This is a genomic window from Streptomyces colonosanans (assembly GCF_001866645.1).
Classification (GTDB): domain Bacteria; phylum Actinomycetota; class Actinomycetes; order Streptomycetales; family Streptomycetaceae; genus Streptomyces; species Streptomyces colonosanans.
The window spans coordinates 23,991-45,855 of sequence record NZ_MLYP01000013.1; the positions used below are offsets into that span (position 1 = coordinate 23,991).

At 70.8% G+C, this 21,865-nt stretch carries 24 protein-coding genes and 1 pseudogene; 14 read left to right on the forward strand and 11 right to left on the reverse strand.

Annotated elements, in window-relative coordinates; all coding sequences use genetic code 11:
• The first annotated feature begins 206 nt into the window (after positions 1-206).
• Positions 207-683: a hypothetical protein gene (locus tag BIV24_RS05790; RefSeq protein ID WP_071365062.1), complete on the forward strand. Its 477-nt coding sequence runs from the start codon at positions 207-209 to the stop codon at positions 681-683.
• 19 nt (positions 684-702) lie between these two features.
• On the opposite strand, the gene BIV24_RS35055 is transcribed toward BIV24_RS05790, so the two are convergent.
• The 5 genes from BIV24_RS35055 to map form a co-directional block, all read right to left on the reverse strand.
• Positions 703-2,244 (reverse strand): site-specific integrase, encoded by a 1,542-nt coding sequence (locus tag BIV24_RS35055; protein WP_071365063.1) that lies wholly within the window; start codon positions 2,242-2,244, stop codon positions 703-705.
• Positions 2,241-2,576 (reverse strand): helix-turn-helix domain-containing protein, encoded by a 336-nt coding sequence (locus BIV24_RS05800; RefSeq protein WP_071365064.1) that lies wholly within the window; start codon positions 2,574-2,576, stop codon positions 2,241-2,243. Before BIV24_RS05800 ends, BIV24_RS35055 begins: the two co-directional genes overlap by 4 nt.
• On the reverse strand, positions 2,573-3,697 hold the full coding sequence (locus tag BIV24_RS05805; protein WP_245766679.1) for a tyrosine-type recombinase/integrase: 1,125 nt from the start codon (positions 3,695-3,697) through the stop codon (positions 2,573-2,575). Before BIV24_RS05805 ends, BIV24_RS05800 begins: the two co-directional genes overlap by 4 nt.
• 164 nt (positions 3,698-3,861) lie before the next feature.
• Positions 3,862-4,155 carry a hypothetical protein gene (locus BIV24_RS05810; RefSeq protein ID WP_071365066.1) on the reverse strand — a complete coding sequence of 98 codons (294 nt, stop codon included), beginning with the start codon at positions 4,153-4,155 and terminating at the stop codon, positions 3,862-3,864.
• Between the two features lie 84 nt (positions 4,156-4,239).
• Positions 4,240-5,022, reverse strand: coding sequence for a type I methionyl aminopeptidase (map, locus tag BIV24_RS05815; RefSeq protein ID WP_071365067.1), 783 nt, complete (start codon positions 5,020-5,022; stop codon positions 4,240-4,242).
• Between the two features lie 65 nt (positions 5,023-5,087).
• Between map and BIV24_RS05820 the strand changes: the two genes are divergently transcribed.
• From BIV24_RS05820 to BIV24_RS05840, 5 genes are all read left to right on the forward strand, one after another.
• Positions 5,088-5,393 carry a helix-turn-helix transcriptional regulator gene (locus BIV24_RS05820; protein WP_071365068.1) on the forward strand — a complete coding sequence of 102 codons (306 nt, stop codon included), beginning with the start codon at positions 5,088-5,090 and terminating at the stop codon, positions 5,391-5,393.
• A 181-nt stretch (positions 5,394-5,574) separates the two neighbouring features.
• A complete protein-coding gene (locus BIV24_RS05825) occupies positions 5,575-5,823 on the forward strand; it encodes a serine integrase family protein (protein WP_218149286.1) in 249 nt (82 codons plus the stop codon).
• A gap of 43 nt (positions 5,824-5,866) precedes the next feature.
• Positions 5,867-6,424, forward strand: a complete 558-nt coding sequence (locus BIV24_RS05830; protein ID WP_071365069.1) for a serine/threonine-protein kinase — start codon at positions 5,867-5,869, stop codon at positions 6,422-6,424.
• Positions 6,425-6,464: 40 nt separating this feature from the next.
• Positions 6,465-6,674 carry a hypothetical protein gene (locus tag BIV24_RS05835; RefSeq protein WP_245766685.1) on the forward strand — a complete coding sequence of 70 codons (210 nt, stop codon included), beginning with the start codon at positions 6,465-6,467 and terminating at the stop codon, positions 6,672-6,674.
• A 303-nt stretch (positions 6,675-6,977) separates the two neighbouring features.
• Positions 6,978-8,963 carry a glycosyltransferase family 39 protein gene (locus BIV24_RS05840; protein WP_079168036.1) on the forward strand — a complete coding sequence of 662 codons (1,986 nt, stop codon included), beginning with the start codon at positions 6,978-6,980 and terminating at the stop codon, positions 8,961-8,963.
• Between the two features lie 6 nt (positions 8,964-8,969).
• Here BIV24_RS05840 and BIV24_RS05845 read toward each other — a convergent pair whose 3' ends face one another.
• The 5 genes and pseudogenes from BIV24_RS05845 to BIV24_RS05865 form a co-directional block, all read right to left on the reverse strand.
• Entirely contained in the window at positions 8,970-9,779 is an 810-nt protein-coding gene (locus tag BIV24_RS05845; protein ID WP_071365152.1) for an SDR family NAD(P)-dependent oxidoreductase, read from the reverse strand.
• 354 nt (positions 9,780-10,133) lie between these two features.
• A complete protein-coding gene (locus tag BIV24_RS05850; RefSeq protein WP_071365071.1) occupies positions 10,134-10,862 on the reverse strand; it encodes a DUF4232 domain-containing protein in 729 nt (242 codons plus the stop codon).
• A 157-nt stretch (positions 10,863-11,019) separates the two neighbouring features.
• Positions 11,020-11,496 (reverse strand): annotated as a pseudogene (locus BIV24_RS05855) (SDR family oxidoreductase).
• A gap of 99 nt (positions 11,497-11,595) precedes the next feature.
• On the reverse strand, positions 11,596-12,225 hold the full coding sequence (locus tag BIV24_RS05860) for an MBL fold metallo-hydrolase (protein WP_071365072.1): 630 nt from the start codon (positions 12,223-12,225) through the stop codon (positions 11,596-11,598).
• A complete protein-coding gene (locus BIV24_RS05865; RefSeq protein WP_071365073.1) occupies positions 12,225-13,313 on the reverse strand; it encodes an S-(hydroxymethyl)mycothiol dehydrogenase in 1,089 nt (362 codons plus the stop codon). The genes BIV24_RS05860 and BIV24_RS05865 overlap by 1 nt, the downstream gene beginning before the upstream one ends.
• A 210-nt stretch (positions 13,314-13,523) precedes the next feature.
• On the opposite strand from BIV24_RS05865, the gene BIV24_RS33805 reads away from it, so the two are divergent.
• Positions 13,524-13,796, forward strand: coding sequence for a hypothetical protein (locus BIV24_RS33805; RefSeq protein WP_143064564.1), 273 nt, complete (start codon positions 13,524-13,526; stop codon positions 13,794-13,796).
• Here the strand turns inward: BIV24_RS33805 and BIV24_RS05870 are convergent.
• Positions 13,765-14,034, reverse strand: coding sequence for a hypothetical protein (locus BIV24_RS05870; RefSeq protein ID WP_071365074.1), 270 nt, complete (start codon positions 14,032-14,034; stop codon positions 13,765-13,767). The two genes, BIV24_RS33805 and BIV24_RS05870, sit on opposite strands and share 32 nt — an antisense overlap.
• 356 nt (positions 14,035-14,390) lie before the next feature.
• On the opposite strand from BIV24_RS05870, the gene BIV24_RS05875 reads away from it, so the two are divergent.
• Genes BIV24_RS05875 through BIV24_RS05905 form a run of 7 tightly spaced genes read left to right on the forward strand, consistent with a single transcriptional unit; the run spans position 14,391 to position 21,837 of the window.
• Positions 14,391-14,861, forward strand: coding sequence for a (2Fe-2S)-binding protein (locus BIV24_RS05875; protein ID WP_071365075.1), 471 nt, complete (start codon positions 14,391-14,393; stop codon positions 14,859-14,861).
• A complete protein-coding gene (locus BIV24_RS05880) occupies positions 14,858-17,218 on the forward strand; it encodes a xanthine dehydrogenase family protein molybdopterin-binding subunit (protein ID WP_071365076.1) in 2,361 nt (786 codons plus the stop codon). The genes BIV24_RS05875 and BIV24_RS05880 overlap by 4 nt, the downstream gene beginning before the upstream one ends.
• Complete coding sequence (locus BIV24_RS05885) at positions 17,215-18,072, forward strand: FAD binding domain-containing protein (protein ID WP_071365077.1); 858 nt, start codon at positions 17,215-17,217, stop codon at positions 18,070-18,072. The genes BIV24_RS05880 and BIV24_RS05885 overlap by 4 nt, the downstream gene beginning before the upstream one ends.
• A gap of 4 nt (positions 18,073-18,076) precedes the next feature.
• Positions 18,077-18,952 carry an AAA family ATPase gene (locus tag BIV24_RS05890; protein WP_071365078.1) on the forward strand — a complete coding sequence of 292 codons (876 nt, stop codon included), beginning with the start codon at positions 18,077-18,079 and terminating at the stop codon, positions 18,950-18,952.
• Between the two features lies 1 nt (position 18,953).
• Positions 18,954-20,069, forward strand: a complete 1,116-nt coding sequence (locus BIV24_RS05895) for a vWA domain-containing protein (protein ID WP_071365079.1) — start codon at positions 18,954-18,956, stop codon at positions 20,067-20,069.
• 15 nt (positions 20,070-20,084) lie between these two features.
• Entirely contained in the window at positions 20,085-21,197 is a 1,113-nt protein-coding gene (locus BIV24_RS05900) for an XdhC family protein (RefSeq protein WP_071365080.1), read from the forward strand.
• A gap of 10 nt (positions 21,198-21,207) precedes the next feature.
• Entirely contained in the window at positions 21,208-21,837 is a 630-nt protein-coding gene (locus tag BIV24_RS05905; RefSeq protein WP_071365081.1) for an SRPBCC family protein, read from the forward strand.
• Positions 21,838-21,865 lie beyond the last annotated feature (28 nt).

Below are 21,865 nucleotides of genomic sequence, written 5' to 3' on the forward strand. Positions count from 1 at the left end.
AGGTCCCGGCTCACGACGTCCGGCCCGTCCCGGGCGTGATACTGGCGGGCTCGCGTATTCAACTGTCGCGGGTCCCCCTGCAAGACGAGCCCACTGATCACGGTCGGTGACAGTGGGCTACCCCCGGTTTCGCTTGGGCACTCAGGCAGGCCGTCCGCAGCGGCGAGAGACGGGGCCGTCAGAAGTGGGCACTACCGTGTGCGGCTATGGCTGACATCTTTGAGCTCATGCTCACGCTGGATCTGCGCGACGAGTTGTCTGAGGACGAGCTCGCCGAGCTCCGATGGCACCTCGGGCTCGGCCCCAAACCGGAGATCCTCCACATCGTGACCGAGTTTCCTTTTTGGGACGAGGACGATGACGGCGTACTCGTCGTCGAGGACCATCCTCAGCCTCTTCTGGCTCGCCACGGCGAGGCGTTCAAGGTGGATGGCGCACTCGTCTCCGTTCTTCTGCGTAGAAAGGACACCTGGTGCGGTGCGTGGGCTCTGACCAGTCGGCAGGAGATTCACCCCGACCAGTTCGACCTCACAGGTGAGCTGCTCAGTTGGCTCGCGACCAAGGCCGGCGACTGTCATCGACGCTTCGACGGCAGTGTGGATCTGGGGTGGACCCGGTTCTACGAGTCGCGCCAGGCAGAGCCGCTGGTTGTGCGTGATGGCGTCGTCATCTGGCCGTCGTAGTACCGGTGGGCTCTCGTGTTCAGCTTTCGCCGGTCCCCCGAGGACTCCAGCCTGCTGGTGACCGGGTGCGATCGCCGGCGGCGTATCGGCTCCAGGTCCCACCGGTCTCTCTGAGGAGGCGGCTGGTGGTCTTGTCGTGGTAGCCGAGGGCGTCCGCGACGACGGGGGCGGGCAGTTCGAGGAGCTGCTGTCGGATGGCGGCGCCGCGGGCGGCGGCAACCGGGATGCCGATCTCGCGCAGGAGCGCAGAGAGGTGGTCGGGACGGGCTGGCTGGCCGGCCCGGCGTCCGGGGAAGAGCCAGCGGGATGCCTGGTTGGTGGCGGTGTTCATGTTGTCGCGGTCCGCGATGTATGTCAGCAGCAGGGCTGCGACTGGTGTGGGGACGGGTGAGGCGGGCTCCCCGAGCCGCAGAAGCGTGGTCTCTCCGTCGTGGAGCACGTCGTCGACTGTCAACTGGACGATCCGGGTGAGGGGCTGCGCGTAGAGGAGGACGATGACGGCGGCGACACGGAGGCGCATCGGTGGGTCTGGGTCGGTCAGCAGTCGGCCGAGGGCGTCCAGGCGTTCGTCCTCGCTCAGGGCGGGTCGCCGGGAGGCTCTCTGCGCGGGGATGGAGAGGGCGCGTGGGCATCGGCGGCTCTGCATAGCCCAGTTGAGGAAGGGCCTCAGGCAGGTGCGGCGGTGTTCGGTGTTCTCGGCGAACCAAGCGTCGATGTCGAGCTGGCCGCAGGATGCGAGGCTGCTGTTCCGGGTGCTGAGCCATTGTAGGAAGGCCGTCGCGTGCTTGATCTGCTCGGCTGCGAAGCGGCGGACGCTCGGTGTGATCCGGCTTCGATTGGCTCGTTCCCGTAGTCGGGGAAGGACGTGCCATGTCGCGAAGAGCCTGATCGTCTTGACGTGTTCAGGGTCTGCGATGCCGGCCAGGTGGCCGGGCAGCCATCGCTGGTAGGAGCAGATGTACTTGTTGACGGCGGGCAGGGCTCCGCTGGTCATCAGGAGTTCTTCCAGATGGGCCGCCGCCCGCCAGGGCTGGAGTTCGTGGAAGGCGTCATGGGTCAGGGGGATGTGTCCGCGGGCGAGCCGCCGCAGCATCTGGGAGGCGTTTCCGGGATGGTTGCGGCGCATCGCCAGCCAGGCGAGGCCGCTCCTGGGCTCGGCCATGGCCACCAGCAGATCGAAGAAGGGCGTCAGCGTGGGCCGGACGCGGCCGGTGCCGTCGTCCAGGAGGGCGGTCAGCCGGTCGGTGAGCGTGCAGCGTTCGCAGAGCCGTCCGCCCAGTAGCTTGCCCTCGAAGCCGCAACGCGAGCAGTCGAAGGTCTGGGAGAAGCCGGCACAGGTCGTGCAGATCGCGGAGTTGTCGACGGGGTGACGTCCGGGCAGGGCGCGGTCCTGGGCGCATCCTGGGCAGGTGCCTCGTGTTCGCACCGCGCGGTCCGAGCAGGTCCGGCAGACGTATCCGTCCGGCCAGGTGCCGGCCTTGTGTCTGCGCTGGCCGCAGCGGCAGCACTCGGCCATGAACCAGCGTTCGTACTGCTCGTCGGTGGCGTAGGGGCGGCTCATGCGTCGGGCAGGATGCGGGCCGCTCGGGGCCGGAGCTTCGCGACGTTGTCGAGCGGGGTGGGCAGGTCGCCGGTGGCGGTCTTGCGGACGCCGGCGTTCTCAGCGGTGGTGTTCACCAGGTCGGCCGGGGTGCAGGAGAGGATGTCGCAGAGCGCGGACAGGACCTGCAGCGACAGCCGTTCCGGGGTCCCAGAGACCAGGCGGTGGACCTGGGAGGCGGACAGAGCGATGCCGCGTTCGCGCAGCAGCGGCACCAGTTCGGTCGCGGTGAAGATGTGGCGCTGGGCCATCAGCTCACGCAACCGCCAGGTGTAGCCGACCTTGCGCTTCATGCCTGCCTCCCGTTCTGGGCCTGGAGGGCGGCGCTGACGGTGGCGTCCAGGTGCCGGCGCAGGGTGCGGGTGCGGAAGTCCGAGGAGACGCAGGTGTAGATGGACGTGGTGCTGGCGTGCTCGTGGCCGACCTGTTCCTGGACGAAGCGAGGGTCCCAGCCGTCCTCGATCAGGTGGGTGACGTAGGACCTTCGGAAGGAGTGGTAGTCCAGCCCGTCGTCCAGGCCCAGGGCCTTGCGGTAGGCGATGAAGCGGGAGTTGATGCGCTGGCAGCCGATCCGAAGCCCGCGTTCGGAGGGCCAGGCCGCGGGGTTGCCGTCGGCACCCAGCAGCGGGCGGACCTCGGTGAACCACTCGTCCAGGACGTCGGGGGTCCAGCCGAACACGGTCAGCACGCCGCGACGCTTGGGCGGTGAGCCCTTCTTAGCCTTGCCGAACCGGACCTGGCAGCGGCCGAACTCGCCGTACTCGGCGCCGTGCGGGTTGCGACCGAAGTCGGCGGCGTCGAGCATCCGCGTCTCGTTGCGCCGCAGCCCGTATGCGTAGGCGGTCTTGAACAGGGTGGCGTCACGGAACGCCGGCAACCAGCCCTTGCGGCCGAAGGCCCTGATCCGGGCGACCTCGTCGTCGCAGTGCTCGAAGAACGCGTGCAGCTCGGCCTTGGTGAACGCCCGCTTCTTCGCGTCGGCCTCGTTGTCCTGGACGTGCACCGCAGTGTTCCACTCGTGAACGACCTGAACCGGGTGGGTGCCGAACCGTTCCTCGCACGTAGCCGCCCAGTCGTAGAGCGGGTCGGTGACGAAGTGGCAGAACGCCCGGACCGCCTCCGAGTAGGAGCGGATCGTGGAACGGCGCAGGTCCCGCAGAGAGCGCAGGTCACCGAGCCACTCGTCGACCATCGCCGGCGTCCAGTGCCACGGGTAGGTGTTCACGTACGCGGCGAACGCCTTGACCGTGTTCTCCCGGCCCTCCACCGTCGTCCGGGCCAGATTCCGCGCGAGCTGCTGGTTGGCGAACCCGGTCAGCATCGCGGTGAAGACCTGTTCTTCCGGCCGCAGCAGCGCGACTCCGTCCACCAGGTGCAGCCGTGCCGCACCTGGGATCGTCCCGTTGAACCCCACCGGTCCACCACCCTCCGTCATTCGCGTCGTATGCGAGAAAACCGCATCTGATGCGAGTCGACGGACAAACCGCTGGTCAGTCAGCCGGACGAGTGACACCAGCTGGCGTCGCCCTCACGTCCGTCGCTACCGTCGCCACCAGCAGACTGGGCCAACTTCCATGGTCAGCACGCTGGTAGGCGCCGTTGGCCACGACGATTCGCGAACCGTCGCGAGTTCGCATCGGATGCAATTGGCGGCACTTGTTCCGGCTCGACGCCCTCGGCGACCACGCCGCCGTGGTTGCCGCGCACGGAGACCCACAGCCAGTCGGCTCCGCCGGTCACCTCAGTCATCAGCAGGCGGCGGACCTGGAGCCACCGCTGGAGCGCGACCCGGGTCGCGCGGCGCAGCGGGTAGACCTGGACGGACACCGGCGTGTCTGGGCGGGCGTTCTGCGGCCGCCGGGTGATGCGCACCTCGTCCAGGGCGGGGGAGAAGTCCTCCAGGCGCAGCGCGCACAGCTCGCCCCGGCCCGCTGGGCCACTCGTTACAGCGCCCTCTTATGGTCGTGCCTGCGTGGGCAGGGTGAGAATTTCGGCTCCGTTGTCGGTGATGGCGATGGTGTGCTCGCTGTGCGCGGTCCGGCAGCCTGTCGCGCTGCGCAGCGTCCAACCGTCGGCGTCGGTGACGAGTGTGGCAGTGTCGGCCATGACCCAGGGCTCCAGGGCGAGCAGCAGTCCGGGGCGCAGCTTGTATCCGCGGCCTGGCCGTCCGGTGTTCGCGATGTGGGGGTCCTGGTGCATGGTCGAGCCGATGCCGTGGCCTCCGAACTCGATGTTGATCGGGTAGCCCGCTTCACTGAGGACCGTGCCGATGGCGTGGGAGAGATCACCGATGCGCGCCCCAGGCTTGGCGGCGGCGATGCCGGCGGCGAGCGCACGTTCGGTCGTCTCGATCATCGCAACGCTCTCCGCCGGCCTGGCCTTGCCCACCAGAAAGCTGATCGCGGCGTCCGCGGCCACCCCGCCCCTGGCTACAGCGAGGTCGAGAGTCAGCAGATCCCCGTCTGCCAGCGTGTAGTTGTGAGGCCGCCCGTGGAGCACTCCGTCGTTGACGGCCGTGCAGATGTAGTGCCCGAACGGGCCGCGCCCGAAGGAAGGTGCGTAGTCGACGTAGCAGGACTGCGCTCCCGCCTCGGTGATCATCTCTTTGGCCCACTGGTCGATGTCCAGCAGGTTCGTCCCGACCGTGCTGCGCTGCTTCAGCGTGTGCAGGATGTTTCCGACCAGGGCGCCGGTGTCTCTCGCCCGCTCAAGCCGCGCGGAGTTCAGGATCTCAATCATGGGGGACCTCTCATGTGCGTCCAATAACTATCCCGGTCTAACTGTACCGGCATTAGAATGGGGTCATGGTCAGGTTGCCGCTCACCCCCGCCGAGGTAGAACGCGGACAGCGCCTTGGCGCCCTGCTCCGCCGAGCCCGGGGCTGCCGCTCGATGCTGGACGTGGCGCTCGCTTCGCGCATCTCGCCGGAAACCTTGCGGAAGATCGAATCCGGCCGTGTGGCCACCCCCGCCTTCCCGACCATCGCAGCGATCGCCGACACCCTCGGCCTGTCTCTCGACGACGTCTGGGCCGAGATCAACCGGGCGGAGCGAACCGTCGAGGATCAGTCGGTCCTGCCTGTCGCACGGCGTCCATCGCTGGTTTCGTAACACCCACCCACATCAAGTACGCATAAATGAGCGAAAAAACGGGTCACAACCCTTTCTGAGCCAGCGAGCTTGTCCGTGGCCTCGTCAAGATCACCGGTGCCGAGCTACCGGCGAACGGCCTATCGAGGCAAAGCAGGACAGCGCACAGGCTGGTGGTGAAGCCGTCCAGGCCGACGAGGGCATGGGCCGCATCGCCTTCCTCCTGCTCGCCCTGTTCGCCGAGATGGAACGCACCTTCACCGCCGAGCGAGCCGCCCACGCCCGCGTCGTGGCCGAAGCCGCCGGCCGCCGCATCGGCCGCCCAATGGCCCACCCTGACGACAAAATCGAGTACGCACGCCTACTGAAGGAGCAGGGCTCCGGCTACGGCGAGATCAGCACCAGGACCGGCATCCCGAAGACCTCCCTGCACCACTACCTTCAAGGGTGAGTGTTGTGGTGCAGGGGCATGCCAGAGTCAACGGGGGTGGGCGGTGGAGCGCGGGGAGCTGATCGCGGGCCGGTACGAGCTGGTCAAGCGGCTCGGCCGGGGCGGTATGGGCGACGTGTGGGCCGGGCGGGACCGCACCCTGCATCGCGACGTGGCGATCAAACTACTCGTTCTCGACGGTGCAGCCCATGAGGACCTGCCCAGACGGTTCGAGCGCGAGGCGGTGGCCGCCGCGCAGATCAACCATCCGAACGTGGTCGCCCTGCACGACCGTGGCGTTCACGAGGACCTGCTGTTCCTGGTCATGGAGAGGGTCGCGGGCGCAACGCTCACTGAGTACATCCGTAGCGACGGACCGATGGCTCCTTCCCACGCACTGGCAATCGCCGAAGAGATCTGCGCGGCGCTGATCGCCGCCCATCAAGCTGGTGTCGTCCATTACGACATCAAGCCGCACAACGTGATGCTCACCCCCGGCCGCCAGGTGAAAGTCGTCGATTTCGGGATCGCCGGGTTCCTCCAGACCGCTTTCACGCTGGCTGGGTCCTCGCAGCTGACGCCAGCAGGAACCCCTGAGTACGGCGCGCGAGCGGGGGTTTGACGCGCTGGACCCAAAATGGAGCGGGGGACGCCCCAAGACGATCAGTGACACGGTGCGCGAGAGCATCTGCCTGATCGCCCGGACGTCCCCCGCCGACTGGAAGATCACCGCCTTCTCCACGTGGAGCCTGAGCAAGCTCGCCGACCACCTCGTCAAGCAGAAGGTGGTGGCGGTCTGGACGAAGACCGCCGACGACATCCTCGACACCCTGGCCGCATACTGCACACGAATTAACGACTCAGGACACTAGCCGAACCCCAGCAAGATCAATCTCAGCGGCACTTTCTGTACGCCAACTACTCACACCCGCGTCCGCTCCGGCAGACGGGCCGCGCGTCTGTTACCGCGCCCGCAACCGCCCGGTCACCCGCATACCGTCCACGCGACACGCTCCGGACGGATGCGCGCACGTTCTTACCGAGGTCCTGTACGCATCACGCAACGATGCCCCGGAACGCCTACTTCCTCGTAGTCGGATTATCAGGTTGCCCGTTCCGCGGAGCCGGACCGGCGCGACGGTGAACCGACCGCGGAAGTCCTGGAAGGCCCATCCATGCTCAGCACTCGTTCCGAGCACACCGCAGCGCCCGACGCCGAACCGGCGACCGCGACCGCCGTGCTCCGCCCCCGCGACGGAGGGGGCCCACCCGGGGAGGAACCGAGTGCACCGCGCCCGGCGTACGAACTCCCGATCCTGCTGTCCCTCGCCGCACTCGCGGCCGTGCTCTTCACATGGGGCATCGACCACAGCGTCTACCACGTGTTCTACGCCAGCGCCGTACGCAGCATGACCGACAACCCGGTCGCGTTCTTCTTCGGCTCGTTCGACCCGGGCAACTCCATCACCCTCGACAAGCTGCCCGGATTCCTGTGGCCCCAGGCCCTGTCCGCGATGGTGTTCGGCTTTCACCCCTGGGCGTTGGTGCTGCCCCAGGCGATCGAAGGCGTGGCCTGCGTCCTCCTCCTTCATCTGCTCGTACGCCGCTGGGCCGGCGTCGTGGCGGGGCTGCTGGCCGCCGCGTTCCTGACGCTCACTCCGGTCACCGTGGGGCTCGGCCGGTCGATCGTGGAGGACGCGCCGTTCGTCCTGCTGCTGCTCCTGGCCGCCGAGGCCACCGGGCGGGCCGTCGCATGCGCCCGGTTGCGGACACTGCTGCTGGCCGGGGTCTGGGTGGGGCTGGCTTTCCAGTGCAAGATGCTGGAGGCCTGGGCGGTGCTGCCGGCACTGGCCGTCACCTATCTGGTGGCCGCGCCGACCACCCTGCGACGCAGGGTGAAGCATGTCGCGCTGGCCGGTGCGGTGACCCTGGCGGTGTCGGTGTCGTGGATGGCCGTCGCGACGGTGATCCCGGCGGGGTCGCGCCCCTATATCGACGGCACCACGGACAACTCGGCCTACAGCATGATCGTGGGGTACAACTTCCTGACCCGGTTTCACGCGGTCAGCGTCGACGCGGCCGGTACGGGCAGCGTCGACGCCGTCGGGACCGCACACCCCGCGGCTGGTCCGGGCCCGCACATGGGCGACGGAGTGCTCAAGATGTTCAGTCCGGGGCTGGCCACGCAGACGGGATGGCTGTACCCGCTGGCCACGCTCGGCCTCGTCTGGGGACTGGGGGCCCTGTGGCGCCGCCGCGCCGCCCGCACCGACCCGGCGATCGCCGGGTACCTGATGTGGGGAGTGTGGCTGGCCACGTTCTTCGCCGCGTTCAGTTTTGGCAGCGTCACCGGGCACACGTACTACATGGGCGTCGTCGCGGTGGCCCTCGCCGCGCTGAGCGGTGCCGGGCTGGTGCGGGCCTGGCGAGCGTGCCGGGCCGGCGGCCGAGATGCCTGGGTACTGCAGGCGGTGACCGCCGTGAACGTCGTCTGGTGCGCGGTTCTGACGCTGCGCTATCCCCACTTCTTCGGATGGCTGGCTCCCGCCGCCGCCGCCCTCGGCGTCGTGTGTCTGGCGCTCGTGGGCCTGGGCCGCACCCGGGTGACGCACCGGCCGCGGATCGTCACGGCCGGGCTCGCGGCCGGGCTCGCCGCGCTTCTCCTCATCCCGGCCGTGTGGTCGGCCTCGGCGCTGTCGCCGCACTACAACCAGGCCGGAGGCATGGCCAGGGTCGGCCCGACCAGCCGTCCGAGCGGCGGCGGACCGTCACGTCTCACGCCGGGCGACCGGAAGTTCCTCGCCTACCTCACGGCACACCGAGACGGAGCGAAGTACCTTGTCGCGTTGCCCGGATGGAGCGATGCCGCGCCCTACATCCTCGCGGCCAACGCGTCCGTACTCCCCATGGGCGGCTTCACCGGGCAGGTTCCGTACCCCACGCTGGACCGGCTCCGCCAACTGATCGACTCCGGCCGGTTGCACTACGTGGAGCTCCGGCGGCCCCGTACGCACGAGTGGCACCGGACGGCCGTCCCTGCTTCCGCCGCCGCGACAGCACGCTGGGTCACCTCGCACTGCACGCGCGTGCCGGCGGCGGCTTACGGCTCCGGCGCCGCTTTGCCACCGCTGTACCGGTGTGACGCGGAAGCCGAGCGCTGAAGGGTGCTACGGCGCCTGAGGGCCGTCGTCGGGCTGCCGCAACGACTTCCGGAATCCCATGTTCACGGCGAGCAGGCCGCCGTCGACACGAAGCGTCGTGCCCGTGATCCACGCGGCGTCCGCGGAGGCGAGGAACGCGACGGCCGCCGCGATGTCCTCCGGCTCGCCGACCCGGCCCAGCGGATACAGTCCGCCCACCGCGGCGAGGTCTGCGTCGCGGCCCTCCCACGCGGTGGTGCGGACCGTGCCGGGCGCCACGAGGTTGACCCGGACCCCGCGGGCTGCCGCATGCCCGGCAAGAGTGCGGGTGAGGGATTCAAGTCCCGCCTTCGCGGCGCTGTAGGCGTGGTTACCGAAGTCCTGGATGCCGTTCACGGACCCGATGTTGACGATGGCACCACGCTCGGAGGCCACCAGGTGCGGAAGTGCCGCGCGACTGCAGCGGTACGCCCCGGTCAGGGTGAGATCGATGTCGCGCGCCCATACCTCGTCCGGTTCGTCCTCGAAGAGCGGGACGTCGGGGGTGCAGCCGTAGGCGTTGTTGACGAGCACGTCCAGCGTGCCGAAGGCGTCCACCGCGCGGGCGACGGCCGCCTCCACGGATGCCCGGTCCGCGACGTCGCACCGGAACTCCTCGGCCTGCGCGCCCTCTTCCCGCATCGCGTCCGCGGTCTTCTGTGCCTCCGTCAGGTCGGCGTCGGTGACGAGCACGCGGGCGCCCTCCTGCGCGAACCGCCGGGCGGTGGCGGCGCCGATGCCGCGCGCCGCACCCGTGATCAGGACTCCGTATCCCTCGAATCGCCTCATGTGATCCATGGCGCCGACGCTACCGGGGTTCGTTCGCAGTGCATCGGGCTTCAGCCCGATGGTGAAGCGAGTCCAGAATCCTCGGACTTCAGAGGTCGCCAGGGCGCTGTCCATCAGCGGCCTCCGGCCGCGGGGGCCCCGGGATCGGACCACGGACGCGATCCGTGTCGCTGCCCCGGGGTCGAGTACGCCGGGGACCAGTGCGCCGGGGACCGTTCGGGGCGTGCGGCCGAGCGGGCTCACCTCTGCTCAGTCCACAGGAACGGTGCACTGCCTTCTCTGGAGAGCCGGGGCCCGGTTGTCCAGCGGCAGGACGAACCCCCCTCTGCCTCAGGGCCGGCAGCGAGGTGCCCTGGTAGGGCGTCAGGCGCCGGTGCCCGGGCTGAAGACCGTCAGGAACACGGAGGAGGAGTTGCCGGACACGGGTACCTTGCCGCCCGCCCACGTCACCTTCAGGGAGTCTCTCTCATCCGGCGGGGTGATGAGGATCGCCGCGGGCGTGGCGGTCCCGGCGCCGCTGACCTGGGGGTTGGAGAACGTCAGTCCGGCCCAGGCGCTCCTGCCCGGGGCCAGCGTGATCTTCGTGGGGCTGTTGGAGACGCGCTTGGGATCCGGTCCCAGCTGCTTGCCGGAGGCGTCCACGAAGGCGGCGCCCGGGTAGCCGACGATCGTGCAGGTGCGTCCCGAGTGGTTGGTCAGCACGAGCGGGAAGTTCTCCTGTCCGGCCCCCGGGTTGTTGGCGCCGACGGAGGCGCGCAGCTCGGAGGTGTGGCAGCGGCTGCTGGTGGCGCGGGTCCCGGAGGAGGCCGTGGGCGGGGCCGTGGACGACGCGGAGCCGGAGCTGCCCGGCGTGGCAGGGGTGCCGGCCGTGAGCGTCGCCTTGTTGTCGCCGCTCGACCGGTCGCCCGAGGCGGGCCGGGCCGTCCCATGCGGCTTCTGGGGGGTGCTGCTCGGGCCGTTGCCGTCGCCGCAGGCGGTGAGCAGGCTCAGGGCGGCGACCGCGCCCAGCGCCGCCGCCATGTGTCGTGCCGAGAGGAAGGGGGCCGTGCTGTCGGGGTCCGGGCCCGCTGTGCCTCGCCGGAAGGTCACCATGTCCACGCTCCTTGAAACTCACCGCCCGCTCCGGGCGCCGGCGAACGGTGCCGTGTGCCACGTCTTCCCGGTCCGATGCGCGCTCACTCGAAAAAGTTCGGGCGTTGCCCCCCGCGCAGTCGTTCTGCCGGGTCCCGGCGGAGCCTCACGGGTCCGGTCAGCGGTATCCCGTCACGTCCGCCGGCTTGCCCGCGTCCTGGACCTCGGTGAGATAGCGCCAGGCGTCGGGGCGGCTGCCGTCGCGGTCCCTGAACCCGTACGCCTGGGCGAGCTGTCCACTGGAGAGGGACGCGCCGTTCCAGCGGGACACCTCGGGGTCGGCGGCCAGCGCGGCGACGGCCCGGGATGTCAAGGCGCCCCTGTTCGTCGTCGATGCGGTCCACGAGGGCACGTACCTCGGCCGGGACGAGGTGGTCGGTGGGTACGGGGATGCCGTGGCCGCCCGCCGCGGTCACCAGTTCGGCGGTGTCCTCAATGGTCTCGGGCCGTCGTATTCCGAGCGCCGCTCGCGTGTGCTGCGCCCGGTGGCGTAGACGGTGGCCCCGGCGGCGCCCAGTTCCACGGCGATCCCCCGTCCCGCGCCCCGTGTCGCCACGGCGACCAGTGCGACCTTGCCTTCCAAGGGTCCCGGCATGTCCGACCTCCGCGTTCGTTGCTTCCTCGACGTCGAGGATGCTGTCGCGGAAGTCGGACACCTTCTGTCGCCTTTTCGCGGGCGATCAGACGTGCCGGGTCAGTGGCCGCGTGCGATCCACTCGTCGAGGTGGGGTGCCTCGGCGCCGATGGTGGTCGTCTCGCCGTGGCCGGTGCGGACCACCGTCTCGGGCGGGAGGGTCAGCAGCCGGTCGCGGATCGACTCGATGATCGTCGGGAAGTGGGAGTACGAGCGTCCGGTGGCCCCCGGGCCGCCGCGGAAGAGCGTGTCGCCGGTGAAGACCGTGCCGAGGCCCGGGTCGTAAAGGCAGACCGCTCCGAGGGCGTGGCCCGGGGTGTGCAGGACGGTCAGGTCGGCGCCGGCCGTCTCGATGACCTGGCCGTCGTCGAGCCAGTGGTCGGGGAGGCGGTCGGGGTGCGTCATCCTCCACAGCGGCAGGTCGTCGGGGTGGAGCCAGATCGCCGCCCCGGTCCGCTCGGCGAGGGCGGGCGCGGCGTCGATGTGGTCGTTGTGGGCGTGCGTGCACACGATGGCGCGCAGCCGCCGGTCGCCCACCGCCGCGGCGATCGCGTCCGCGTCGTGGGCGGCGTCGATGACGATGGCCTCGTGGTCGTCGCCGACGATCCACACGTTGTTGTCGACGTCCCAGGTGCCGCCGTCGAGGGAGAAGGTGCCGGAGGTGACCAGGAGGTCGATGCGCGTGGTCATCACAGCACCACCACGGACCGCAGCACGTCGCCCTGGTGCATCCGCTCGAAGGCGTTCTCGACCTCGTCGAGGGCGATGGTCTCGGTGACGAACTTCTGCAGGTCCAGACGGCCCTGGAGGTGCAGGTCGATCAGCATCGGGAAGTCGCGGGAGGGCAGGCAGTCGCCGTACCAGGACGACTTCAGCGCGCCGCCGCGCCCGAAGACGTCGAGGAGCGGCAGCTCCAGCTTCATCTCGGGGGTGGGCACGCCCACCAGGACGACGGTGCCGGCCAAGTCGCGGGCGTAGAAGGCCTGCTTGTACGTCTCCGGGCGGCCGACCGCATCGATGACGACATCGGCGCCGAAGCCGCCGGTCAGCTCGCGGATCGCCTCGACGGGGTCAGTCTCCTTGGAGTTGACCGTGTGCGTCGCGCCCATCTCCCGGGCGGTCTGAAGCTTGCGGTCGTCGAGGTCCACCGCGATGACCTTCGCGGCGCCCGCCAGGTGGGACCCGGCGATCGCCGCGTCGCCGACACCGCCGCAGCCGATGACCGCGACCGAGTCTCCCCGGCCGACGTTCCCGGTGTTGATGGCGGCGCCGATGCCCGCCATCACCCCGCAGCCGAGGAGGCCCGCCACCGCCGGGGAGACGGACGGGTCGACCTTGGTGCACTGTCCGGCCGCGACCAGGGTCTTCTCCGCGAAGGCGCCGATGCCCAGGGCCGGGGAGAGTTCCTGTCCGGTGGCGGCGAGGGTCATCTTCTGCTTGGCGTTGTGCGTGTCGAAGCAGTACCAGGGGCGGCCGCGCAGACAGGCACGGCACCGACCGCACACCGCACGCCAGTTGAGGATCACGAAGTCACCGGGGGCGACGTCCGTGACGCCCTCGCCGACCGACTCGACGATCCCGGCTGCCTCGTGGCCGAGCAGGAACGGGAAGTCGTCGCTGATGCCGCCCTGCTTGTAGTGCAGGTCGGTGTGGCACACCCCGCAGGCCTGAATCTGCACCACAGCCTCCCCGGGACCCGGATCCGGTACGACGATCGTCTCGACCCGTACCGGCTCGTTCTTGCCAGGGGCGATCACGCCGCGCACTTCCTGCGCCATGATGCTGCTGCCTTCCGTCGGTGGTGCGGGCGCCTCACGCGCCCGGTGCGGGCCACGGCGGCCCACTCCCATGATCATCGCGCGACCAGGACGTCTTGTGCACTCCCCCCGCGCCCCGGAAGCGAGATCGGCCGGGTGTGCCGCTCTGCGGACGCCGGTAAGCGCTCGACCCATCACTCCCGAAGCGGCATTTTAACCTTTAACAACTGCATGCTGCGCAGGCCGGCGGGCGAACCCCTCCACCTCTCCTCACCGCTGCGCACCGTACGAGCCGAACGCGTCACCTTTGTACGGGAGTTGACGGCAATCGACCGCGTGCTACACGAACACGCACGGGACATCGGCGGACTCGCCCACCCCATGGGTGCGCCGGCCGTGGCCGCCGACCTCAGCAGCCGCCCATGCAAAACGCTCGGCCGGGAAACCCTGGCCGAGCGCCTCGCTCATGGCCTCAGTGCCGACCGACCGGAAGCCGTCCTGTGACAGGCTCGACGATGTCGGTGGCCTGGTGCAGCTGGCCCGCGATCTGGCCGGACGGCCGCGGCATCTCGTTCTGGTGCTCCGGCGGGATGCCGGTGCGGGACAGCGAGTCGAGCAGGGTGACCGGGTTCCCCACGTCACGGGCCGCCCCGGCGGGGGCGGCGGCGGCCAGCGGCGCGGCAAGGCCTGTGACACCCACGGCGAGACTGACAGCAGCGACAATGCGTCGTGTTGAGATCATGCCCTCAGCAACGCCACCGGGCCGCCTGCAGTCACGGGACCCGCTCCGCGCTCACCCGCGAGGGGCACGGCGCCGGCCGACTTCCGAGCCGGCCGCGGCAACACGCCCCGACCGCACCTGGGGTTGTGAACTGCTGCGGCTTGCACGCTCGTCCCTGAAGTGGAAATAGGAGTTCTGGTACCGAATGCGTGACCTGTCCGGGCGGGTGCTCGTTGACTGCGCTGACAGGGGCACGGCAACGCATGAACGCTCAACCGATCCTGTCGCGCCACTCGCCGCGTCCCGACGCCCGGCCCTACAGTGACGCACGTCACGTAAACTGACTGCACCCCTCACCTGGCTCTCTGGGAGGGCACATGACCCGTATTTCGGTGAAGGTGGACGGCACCACGTACGAGGACGAGGTCGAGCCGCGCCTCCTCCTGGTCCACTATCTGCGGGACCGTCTGGGTCTCACGGGAACCCCCGTCGGCTGCGACACCTCCAACTGCGGCGCCTGCACAGTCGATCTCGACGGGGAGACCGTCAAGAGCTGCTCGGTGCTCGCCGTCCAGGCCGACGGGAGCGCAGTGACCACCATCCAGGGGCTCGCCCAGGGCGGCGAGTGGCATCCGCTGCAGAAGGCGTTCCACGAACGGCACGCGTTGCAGTGCGGCTACTGCACACCCGGCATGATCATGGCGGCCCGGGATCTGCTCCGCGAGAACCCCGTCCCGACCCCGGACGAGGTGCGGCACGCTCTGGAGGGCAACCTCTGCCGGTGCACCGGTTACCAGAACATCGTCCGCGCCGTCCTGGCCGCCTCCGGGCAGGAGGTCGCATCATGACCGGGGCCACCGAGCGGGAGGTCGGCCGGGCCCGGCTGCGCAAGGAGGACGCCCGGCTCGTCACCGGGCAGACCACCTGGACCGACAACATCCAGGTGACCGGGCTGCTGCACCTCGCGATCCTGCGCAGCCCCATGGCCCATGCCCGCGTCGACCGGGTCGACGTCTCCCCGGCGCTCGAACGTCCCGGTGTCGTCGCGGCGTTCAGCGGGCGCGACCTCGCCGAGGGGCTGGGGTCGCTCCCGTGCGCCTGGCCGGTGACCGAGGACATCGTGCTGCCCGACCATCCGCCGCTCGCCGTGGACGAGGTGCGCTACGCGGGGGATCCCGTGGCGGTCGTCGTGGCCCGCGACCGGTACGCGGCCGCCGACGCACTGGAGGCGATCGAGGTCGACTACACGCCGCTTCCGCCGGTGCTCGACCTGGAGGCCTCGCTCGCCGAGGACGCCCCGCTGGTCCACGCCGACAAGGGCACCAACCGCTGCTACGTCTGGCCGCTGGCCACCGGAGAGGACTACGCGAGCGTGAAGGAGCGCGCCGACGTCGTCCTCAAGCGGCGCTATCTGCAACAGCGTCTGATCCCCAACGCGATGGAGCCACGCGCCGTCGTGGTCACCCCGCTGCCCGCCTCCGGCGAGTACACCGTCTACTCGGCCACGCAGATCCCGCACATCCTGCGGATCATGCTCGCCATGGTCACCGGTGTCCCCGAGCACAAGCTGCGCGTGATCGCCCCCGACGTGGGCGGCGGCTTCGGCTCCAAACTCCAGGTGTACGGCGAGGAGGCCATCGCCCTCACCGTGGCGCGCCGCCTGGGACGCCCCGTGAAGTGGACCGAGTCCCGCTCCGAGGGCTATCTCGCCACCCACCACGGCCGGGGCATGATCCAGGACGTCGAGATCGCGGCGACCCGCGAGGGGAAGTTGCTCGGGCTGAAGGTGGACCTGCTGGCCGACATGGGCGCGTACCTGATGCTCGTCACCCCCGGCGTCCCGATCCTCGGCGCGTTCATGTACCCGGGGATCTACAAGATGGACGCCTACGATTTCACCTGCACCGGCGTGTTCACGACCCGCACGCCGACCGACGCCTACCGGGGCGCGGGGCGCCCGGAGGCGACGTACGCCATCGAACGGATCATGGACGAGCTGGCCGTAGAACTCGACCTGGATCCCGTGGAGTTGAGGCGTCGCAACTGGATCCGGCACGAGGAGTTCCCCTACCCGTCGGTGGCGGGTCTGACCTACGACAGCGGCAACTACGAGGCGGCGACGGACAAGGCGCTCGCGCTGTTCGGGTACGACGACCTGCGCGCCGAGCAGCAGAAACGCAACGAACGCGGCGACACGGTGCGGCTCGGCATCGGGGTGTCGACGTACACGGAGATGTGCGGGCTCGCCCCGAGCCGTGTCCTGGGCGACCTGCGGTACGGGGCCGGCGGCTGGGAGGCGGCGAGCATCCGCATGCTGCCCACCGGCAAGGTCGAGGTGGTCACCGGTACCAGCCCGCACGGGCAGGGGCATGTGACGTCCTGGAGCCAGATCGCCGCCGACGTACTGGGCGTGTCGTTCGACGACGTGGAGGTCGTGCACGGCGACACGAAGGCGGCACCGCAGGGCATGGACACCTACGGGTCGCGGTCGCTGGTCGTCGGCGGGGCGGCCGTGCACCAGGCCGCGGTGAAGGTGGTGGCCAAGGCCCGGAAGGTCGCTGCGCACCTGCTGGAGGCCAGTGAGGACGACCTGGAGTTCGCGGGCGGGGTGTTCTCGGTCAAGGGCTCGCCCGAGGCACGCACCACGATCCAGGAGATCGCCCTCGCGACGTTCTCCTCGCACGACCTGCCCGACGGCATGGAGCCCACCATCAACGCCGAGCACGTCATGGACCCGGAGAACTTCTCCTATCCGCACGGCACCCATCTGTGCGCGGTCGAGGTGGACACGGAGACCGGGCGGACGACGATCCGGTCGTATGTGTGCGTCGACGACGTCGGCCGGGTCGTCAATCCGCTGATCGTCGAGGGACAGGTGCACGGCGGCATCGCCCAGGGCATCGCGCAGGCCCTGTACGAGGAGGCGGTGTACGACGACGAGGGCAACCTTGTGTCGGGCACCATGGCCGACTACCTCGTGCCGTCGGCCGTGGACCTGCCCGACTTCGTGACGGACCGCACCGAGACGCCCGCCACCTCCAACCCGCTGGGCGCCAAGGGCGTCGGCGAGGCCGGGACCATCGCCGCCACGCCGGCGGTCGTGAACGCGATCGTCGACGCGCTGCGTCCACTGGGCGTCACCGAGGTGGCGATGCCCTGTACACCCGGGCGGGTCTGGCAGGCCCTGAAGGAGGCATCGGCATGATTCCCCCGGCATTCGAATACGCGCGACCGACGAGCGTCGACGAAGCGGTGCGGACGCTCGCCGAGGCGGGCGACGAAGCGAAGGTGCTGGCCGGCGGGCAGAGCCTGCTGCCGCTGCTGCGCCTCAGGCTCGCCTTCCCCGAACTCGTCGTGGACGTCGGCCGGATCCCCGGACTGAGCGGGGTGCGCGAGGACGGCGACACCCTGGTGATCGGCGCGCTGACCACGCACCACGACGTCATCCGGGATCCGCTGGTGGGCCGGTACACGGGGCTGCTCGCGGCGGCCACGCGCACGGTCGCCGACCCGGCCGTACGGCATCGCGGCACCCTCGGGGGCTCGCTCGCACACGCCGATCCGGCCGGTGATCTGCCGGCGGTGGCACTCGCCCTGGACGCCGAGCTGGTCGCGGTGGGACCGCAGGGGCGGCGGACCATCGCGGCCCGGGAGTTCTTCGTCGACTACCTGCAGACCGCGCTGCGGCCCGACGAACTGCTCGTGGAGGTGCGGGTCCCGAAGAGGTACGGCTGGGGCTTCCACTACGAGAAGTTCAACCGGGTCGCCCAGGCCTGGGCAGTGGTCGGCGTGGCGGCGCTCGTACGGCGCGACAACGGGCACATCGCCGAGGCACGGATCGGGCTGACCAACATGGGCGCGACACCGCTGCGGGCCGCGGCGTCCGAGGCGGCACTCGCCGGGGCCCCGGCGGCGGCGGACGCCGTCGCCCGGGCCGCCGCGTCGGCGGCCGAGGGCACCCGCCCCTCCTCGGACCCGTCGGGCACGCCCGAGTACCGCGCCCATCTCGCCCGGGTGCTCACCCGGCGGGCGGTGCTGGCCGCGGCCGGAGGGGAGTGACGGCTTGAAAGGGCCCGAAGAGGTACGGGAACGCCTGGAGAAGACGGGGTACCTCGTCGACGAAGGGCTGGCCGTCGCCTGCTTCCTGGCGCTCAGGCTGCACCGGCCGGTCTTCTGCGAGGGCGACGCGGGCGTGGGCAAGACCGCGCTCGCGTCCGCCCTCGCCGAGGCGCTCGGCGCCCCGCTGATCCGGCTGCAGTGCTACGAGGGCATCGACGCCTCCCAGGCCCTGTACGACTGGGACTTCCCGCGTCAACTGCTGCATCTGCGGGCGGCGGAGGCGGCCGGGGTCAGGGATCCGGACCGGCTGGAGGGCGAACTGTACGACCGCCGGTTCCTCATCGCCCGCCCGCTGCTGAAGGCCCTGGAGACACATCCCTGTGTGCTGCTGGTGGACGAGATCGACCGCGCCGACGACGAGTTCGAGGCGTTCCTGCTGGAGCTGCTGTCGGAGTTCTCGGTCACCATTCCCGAACTGGGCACGCTGCGCGCCGAGGTGCCGCCCATAGTGGTACTGACATCGAACCGCACGCGGGAGGTGCACGACGCGCTCAAGCGCCGCTGCCTCTACCACTGGTTCGACCATCCCGGCTTCGCGCGGGAACTCGCCATCGTCCGGCGGAGGCTGCCGCAGGTGGCGGCCCGGCTGACCGAGCAGGTCACCGCCCTGGTGCAGGCGCTGCGCGCCGAGGACCTGGTGAAGCCGCCGGGTGTCGCGGAGACGATCGACTGGGCCCAGGCGCTGGACGCCCTGGGCGCCACTGAGGTGGACGCGGAGCTGGCGGTGGCCACGCTGGGGTCGGTGCTGAAGTACCGGGAGGACATGGAGCGTGCACGTGGGCTCGACCTGTCGGCGATCCTCGCGGCGCGCGGGGTGTGACATGGACGTCGACCCGCCCGCCGTGCTCGTCGGGTTCGCCCGCGCCCTGCGCGCGGCGGGCGTCGACGCCGGACCGGACCGCGTCCAGGTCTTCCTGCGCGCGCTCGACGCGCTGCGGCCCGGGGTCCGCTGCGACGTGTACTGGGCGGGACGGCTCACGCTGTGCGCGGGCCTGGACGACCTGGAGCGCTACGAGCGCGTCTTCGCCGCCTACTTCGAGGGCGCCCCGGTCCACGGCAACGGCCGGGTCGTGCCGCCGCGCCTGCGGGCGGCCGTCCGGGACCTGGGCCCCGCCCCGGGGACGGCCACCCGGGCCGAGAACGCCCTGGCGACTCCCGCACTGGCCAGCCGCACCGAGGTCCTGCGCCACCGTGACTTCGCCGGGCTGTCCGCGGCCGAGCGGCAGCAACTGCGGCGGCTGCTGACGGCGTTCACGCTGCGCGGCGAGGTACGGCGTACGGCGCGGCGCCATCCGGCCCGGCGCGGGAACGTCGATCCGCGGCGCACCGTACGGGAGATGCTGCGACGCGGCGGCGAGCCCGCGCGCCCGCGGCGGCACGCCCGCACCGACCGGCCCCGGCGTGTCGTTCTGCTGGTGGACGTCAGCGGCTCCATGTCCCCGTACGCGGACGCGCTGCTGCGCTTCGCGCACGCGGCCGTGCGCGGCGGCCGGACCGAGGTGTTCACCATCGGCACCCGGCTGACCAGGGTGACCCGCGAGCTGGCGCACCGGGATCCCGAGGCGGCCCTGGCGGCGGTCGCGGAGGCTGTGCCCGACTGGCGCGGGGGCACCCGGCTCGGCGAACTGCTGCGCGCCTTCCTCGACCGGTGGGGGCAGCGGGGCATGGCGCGCGGCGCTGTCGTGGTGGTGCTGTCGGACGGCTGGGAGCGCGGCGATCCGGCCCTGCTCGCGGGTCAGATGCGCCGGCTGCACCGGCTTGCGCACCGGGTCGTCTGGGCCAATCCGCGCAAGGCGCGCCCCGGTTACGCGCCGCTGGCCGCCGGCATGGCGGCGGCGCTGCCGAGTGTGGACGCGTTCGTCGAGGGGCACAGCCTGGCCGCGCTGGAGCGTCTTGCGGCGGTGGTACGAGGCGAGTCGAGAGGAGCACAGCCGTGACCGAGGGAGCCCGAGATGCGTGAGATCCTCCCGGCGCTGCGCCAGTGGTACGCGGCGGGTGCCCCGTTCGGGCTGGCCACCGTCGTCGCGGTCAGCCGCAGCGCGCCGCGCGGTCCGGGGGCGGCGATGGCCGTCGGTCCCGGTGACGAGGTGGTGGGCAGCGTCTCCGGCGGCTGTGTGGAGGGCGCGGTGTTCGAACTCGCCCAGGAGGTCGTGGAGTCGGGCGAGGCCCGCCTTGCGACCTTCGGATACAGCGACGAGGACGCGTTCGCGGTGGGGCTCACCTGCGGGGGCGAGATCACGCTGCTGGTGCGCCGGGTGACGCCCGGGGAGGACGTCTCGTTCGGAGCGGTGGCCGATTCGGTGGCCGACGGGCGTCCGGTGACCGTGGCGACGGTGATCGACGGTCCCGCGCCCCGCGGGGCCTCGCTCGCCGTGTGGCCCGAGGAGGTGTCGGGATCGCTCGGCTCCACGGGTCTGGACGTGGCGGTCACCGCCGACGCGCGCGGTGAACTCGCGCTGGGCGCCACCGGGCAGCGGCACTACGGCCCGCACGGCGAGCGGCGCGAGGACGTCGTCACCGTGTTCCTGCACTCCTTCGCGCCGCCTCCGCGGATGCTGGTCTTCGGCGCCATCGACTACGCGGCGGCGGTCGCCCGGATCGGCGACTTCCTCGGCTACCGGGTCACGGTGTGCGACGCCCGCCCGGTCTTCGCCACCCCGAAACGCTTCCCCGAGGGCGTGGAGGTGGTGGTGGACTGGCCGCACCGCTATCTACGGGGCACCGTCACCGACGAGCGCACGGTGATCTGCGTACTGACCCACGATCCGAAGTTCGACGTCCCTCTGCTGGAGGAAGCGCTGCGCCGGCCGGCCGCGTACATCGGGGCGATGGGCAGCCGCCGCACCCACGACGACCGGATGCAGCGGCTGTGCGAGGCCGGGCTGTCGGAGCCGGAACTCGCCCGGCTGCGCTCGCCGATCGGCCTGGACCTCGGGGCACGGACGCCCGAGGAGGTCGCGGTGTCCGTCGCCGCCGAGATCGTGTCGCTGCGGTGGGGCGGCAGCGGGGCTCCGCTGACGGCGACGGCGGGGGCGATCCACCTGTCCGGTCCTGAATCGCTCTGAGGAGGAAACAGTGGAGTTGCACCACGAGTTCACGGTCCCGGTCCCCGTCGAGGAGGCTTGGCGGACGCTGCTCGACATCGAGCGGATCGCACCGTGCATGCCGGGCGCGACGGTCGACGAGTACGACGGCAAGACCGTGACCGGGTCGGTGAAGGTGAAGGTCGGCCCGGTCACGGTCACCTACCGGGGCACCGCGGTGTTCGAAGAGCAGGACGAGGCGGTGCACCGGATGGTGCTGACCGCCAACGGCAAGGAGACCCGGGGGCAGGGCACCGCGCGGGCCACGGTGACGGGCACCCTCGCACCCCTGGACGGCGGTGGTACGACCGTCTCGGTACGCACCGATCTGACCGTGACGGGCCGTCCGGCGCAGTTCGGTCGTGGTGTGCTGGCGGAGGTCGGCGACAAGCTGGTCGGTCAGTTCGCGGACTGTCTGGCGCAGCGGCTGGACGAGCAGGCTGCGTCGGCACGGGCCGAGCCCGCGACGGCCGCCGCCGGCCGGGCCGCGCCCGCCGAGTCCATCGATCTGCTGCGCACCGCGGGCGCTCCGGTGGCCAAGCGGCTCGCGGGCCCGGTTGCGGCAGTGGTGGCGGCGGCCGCTGTGGTGTACCTCGTCGTTCGCCGTTACCGGCGTGCCTGAGCCGTTCGGGCGGGCCGGCCCTGGCGGG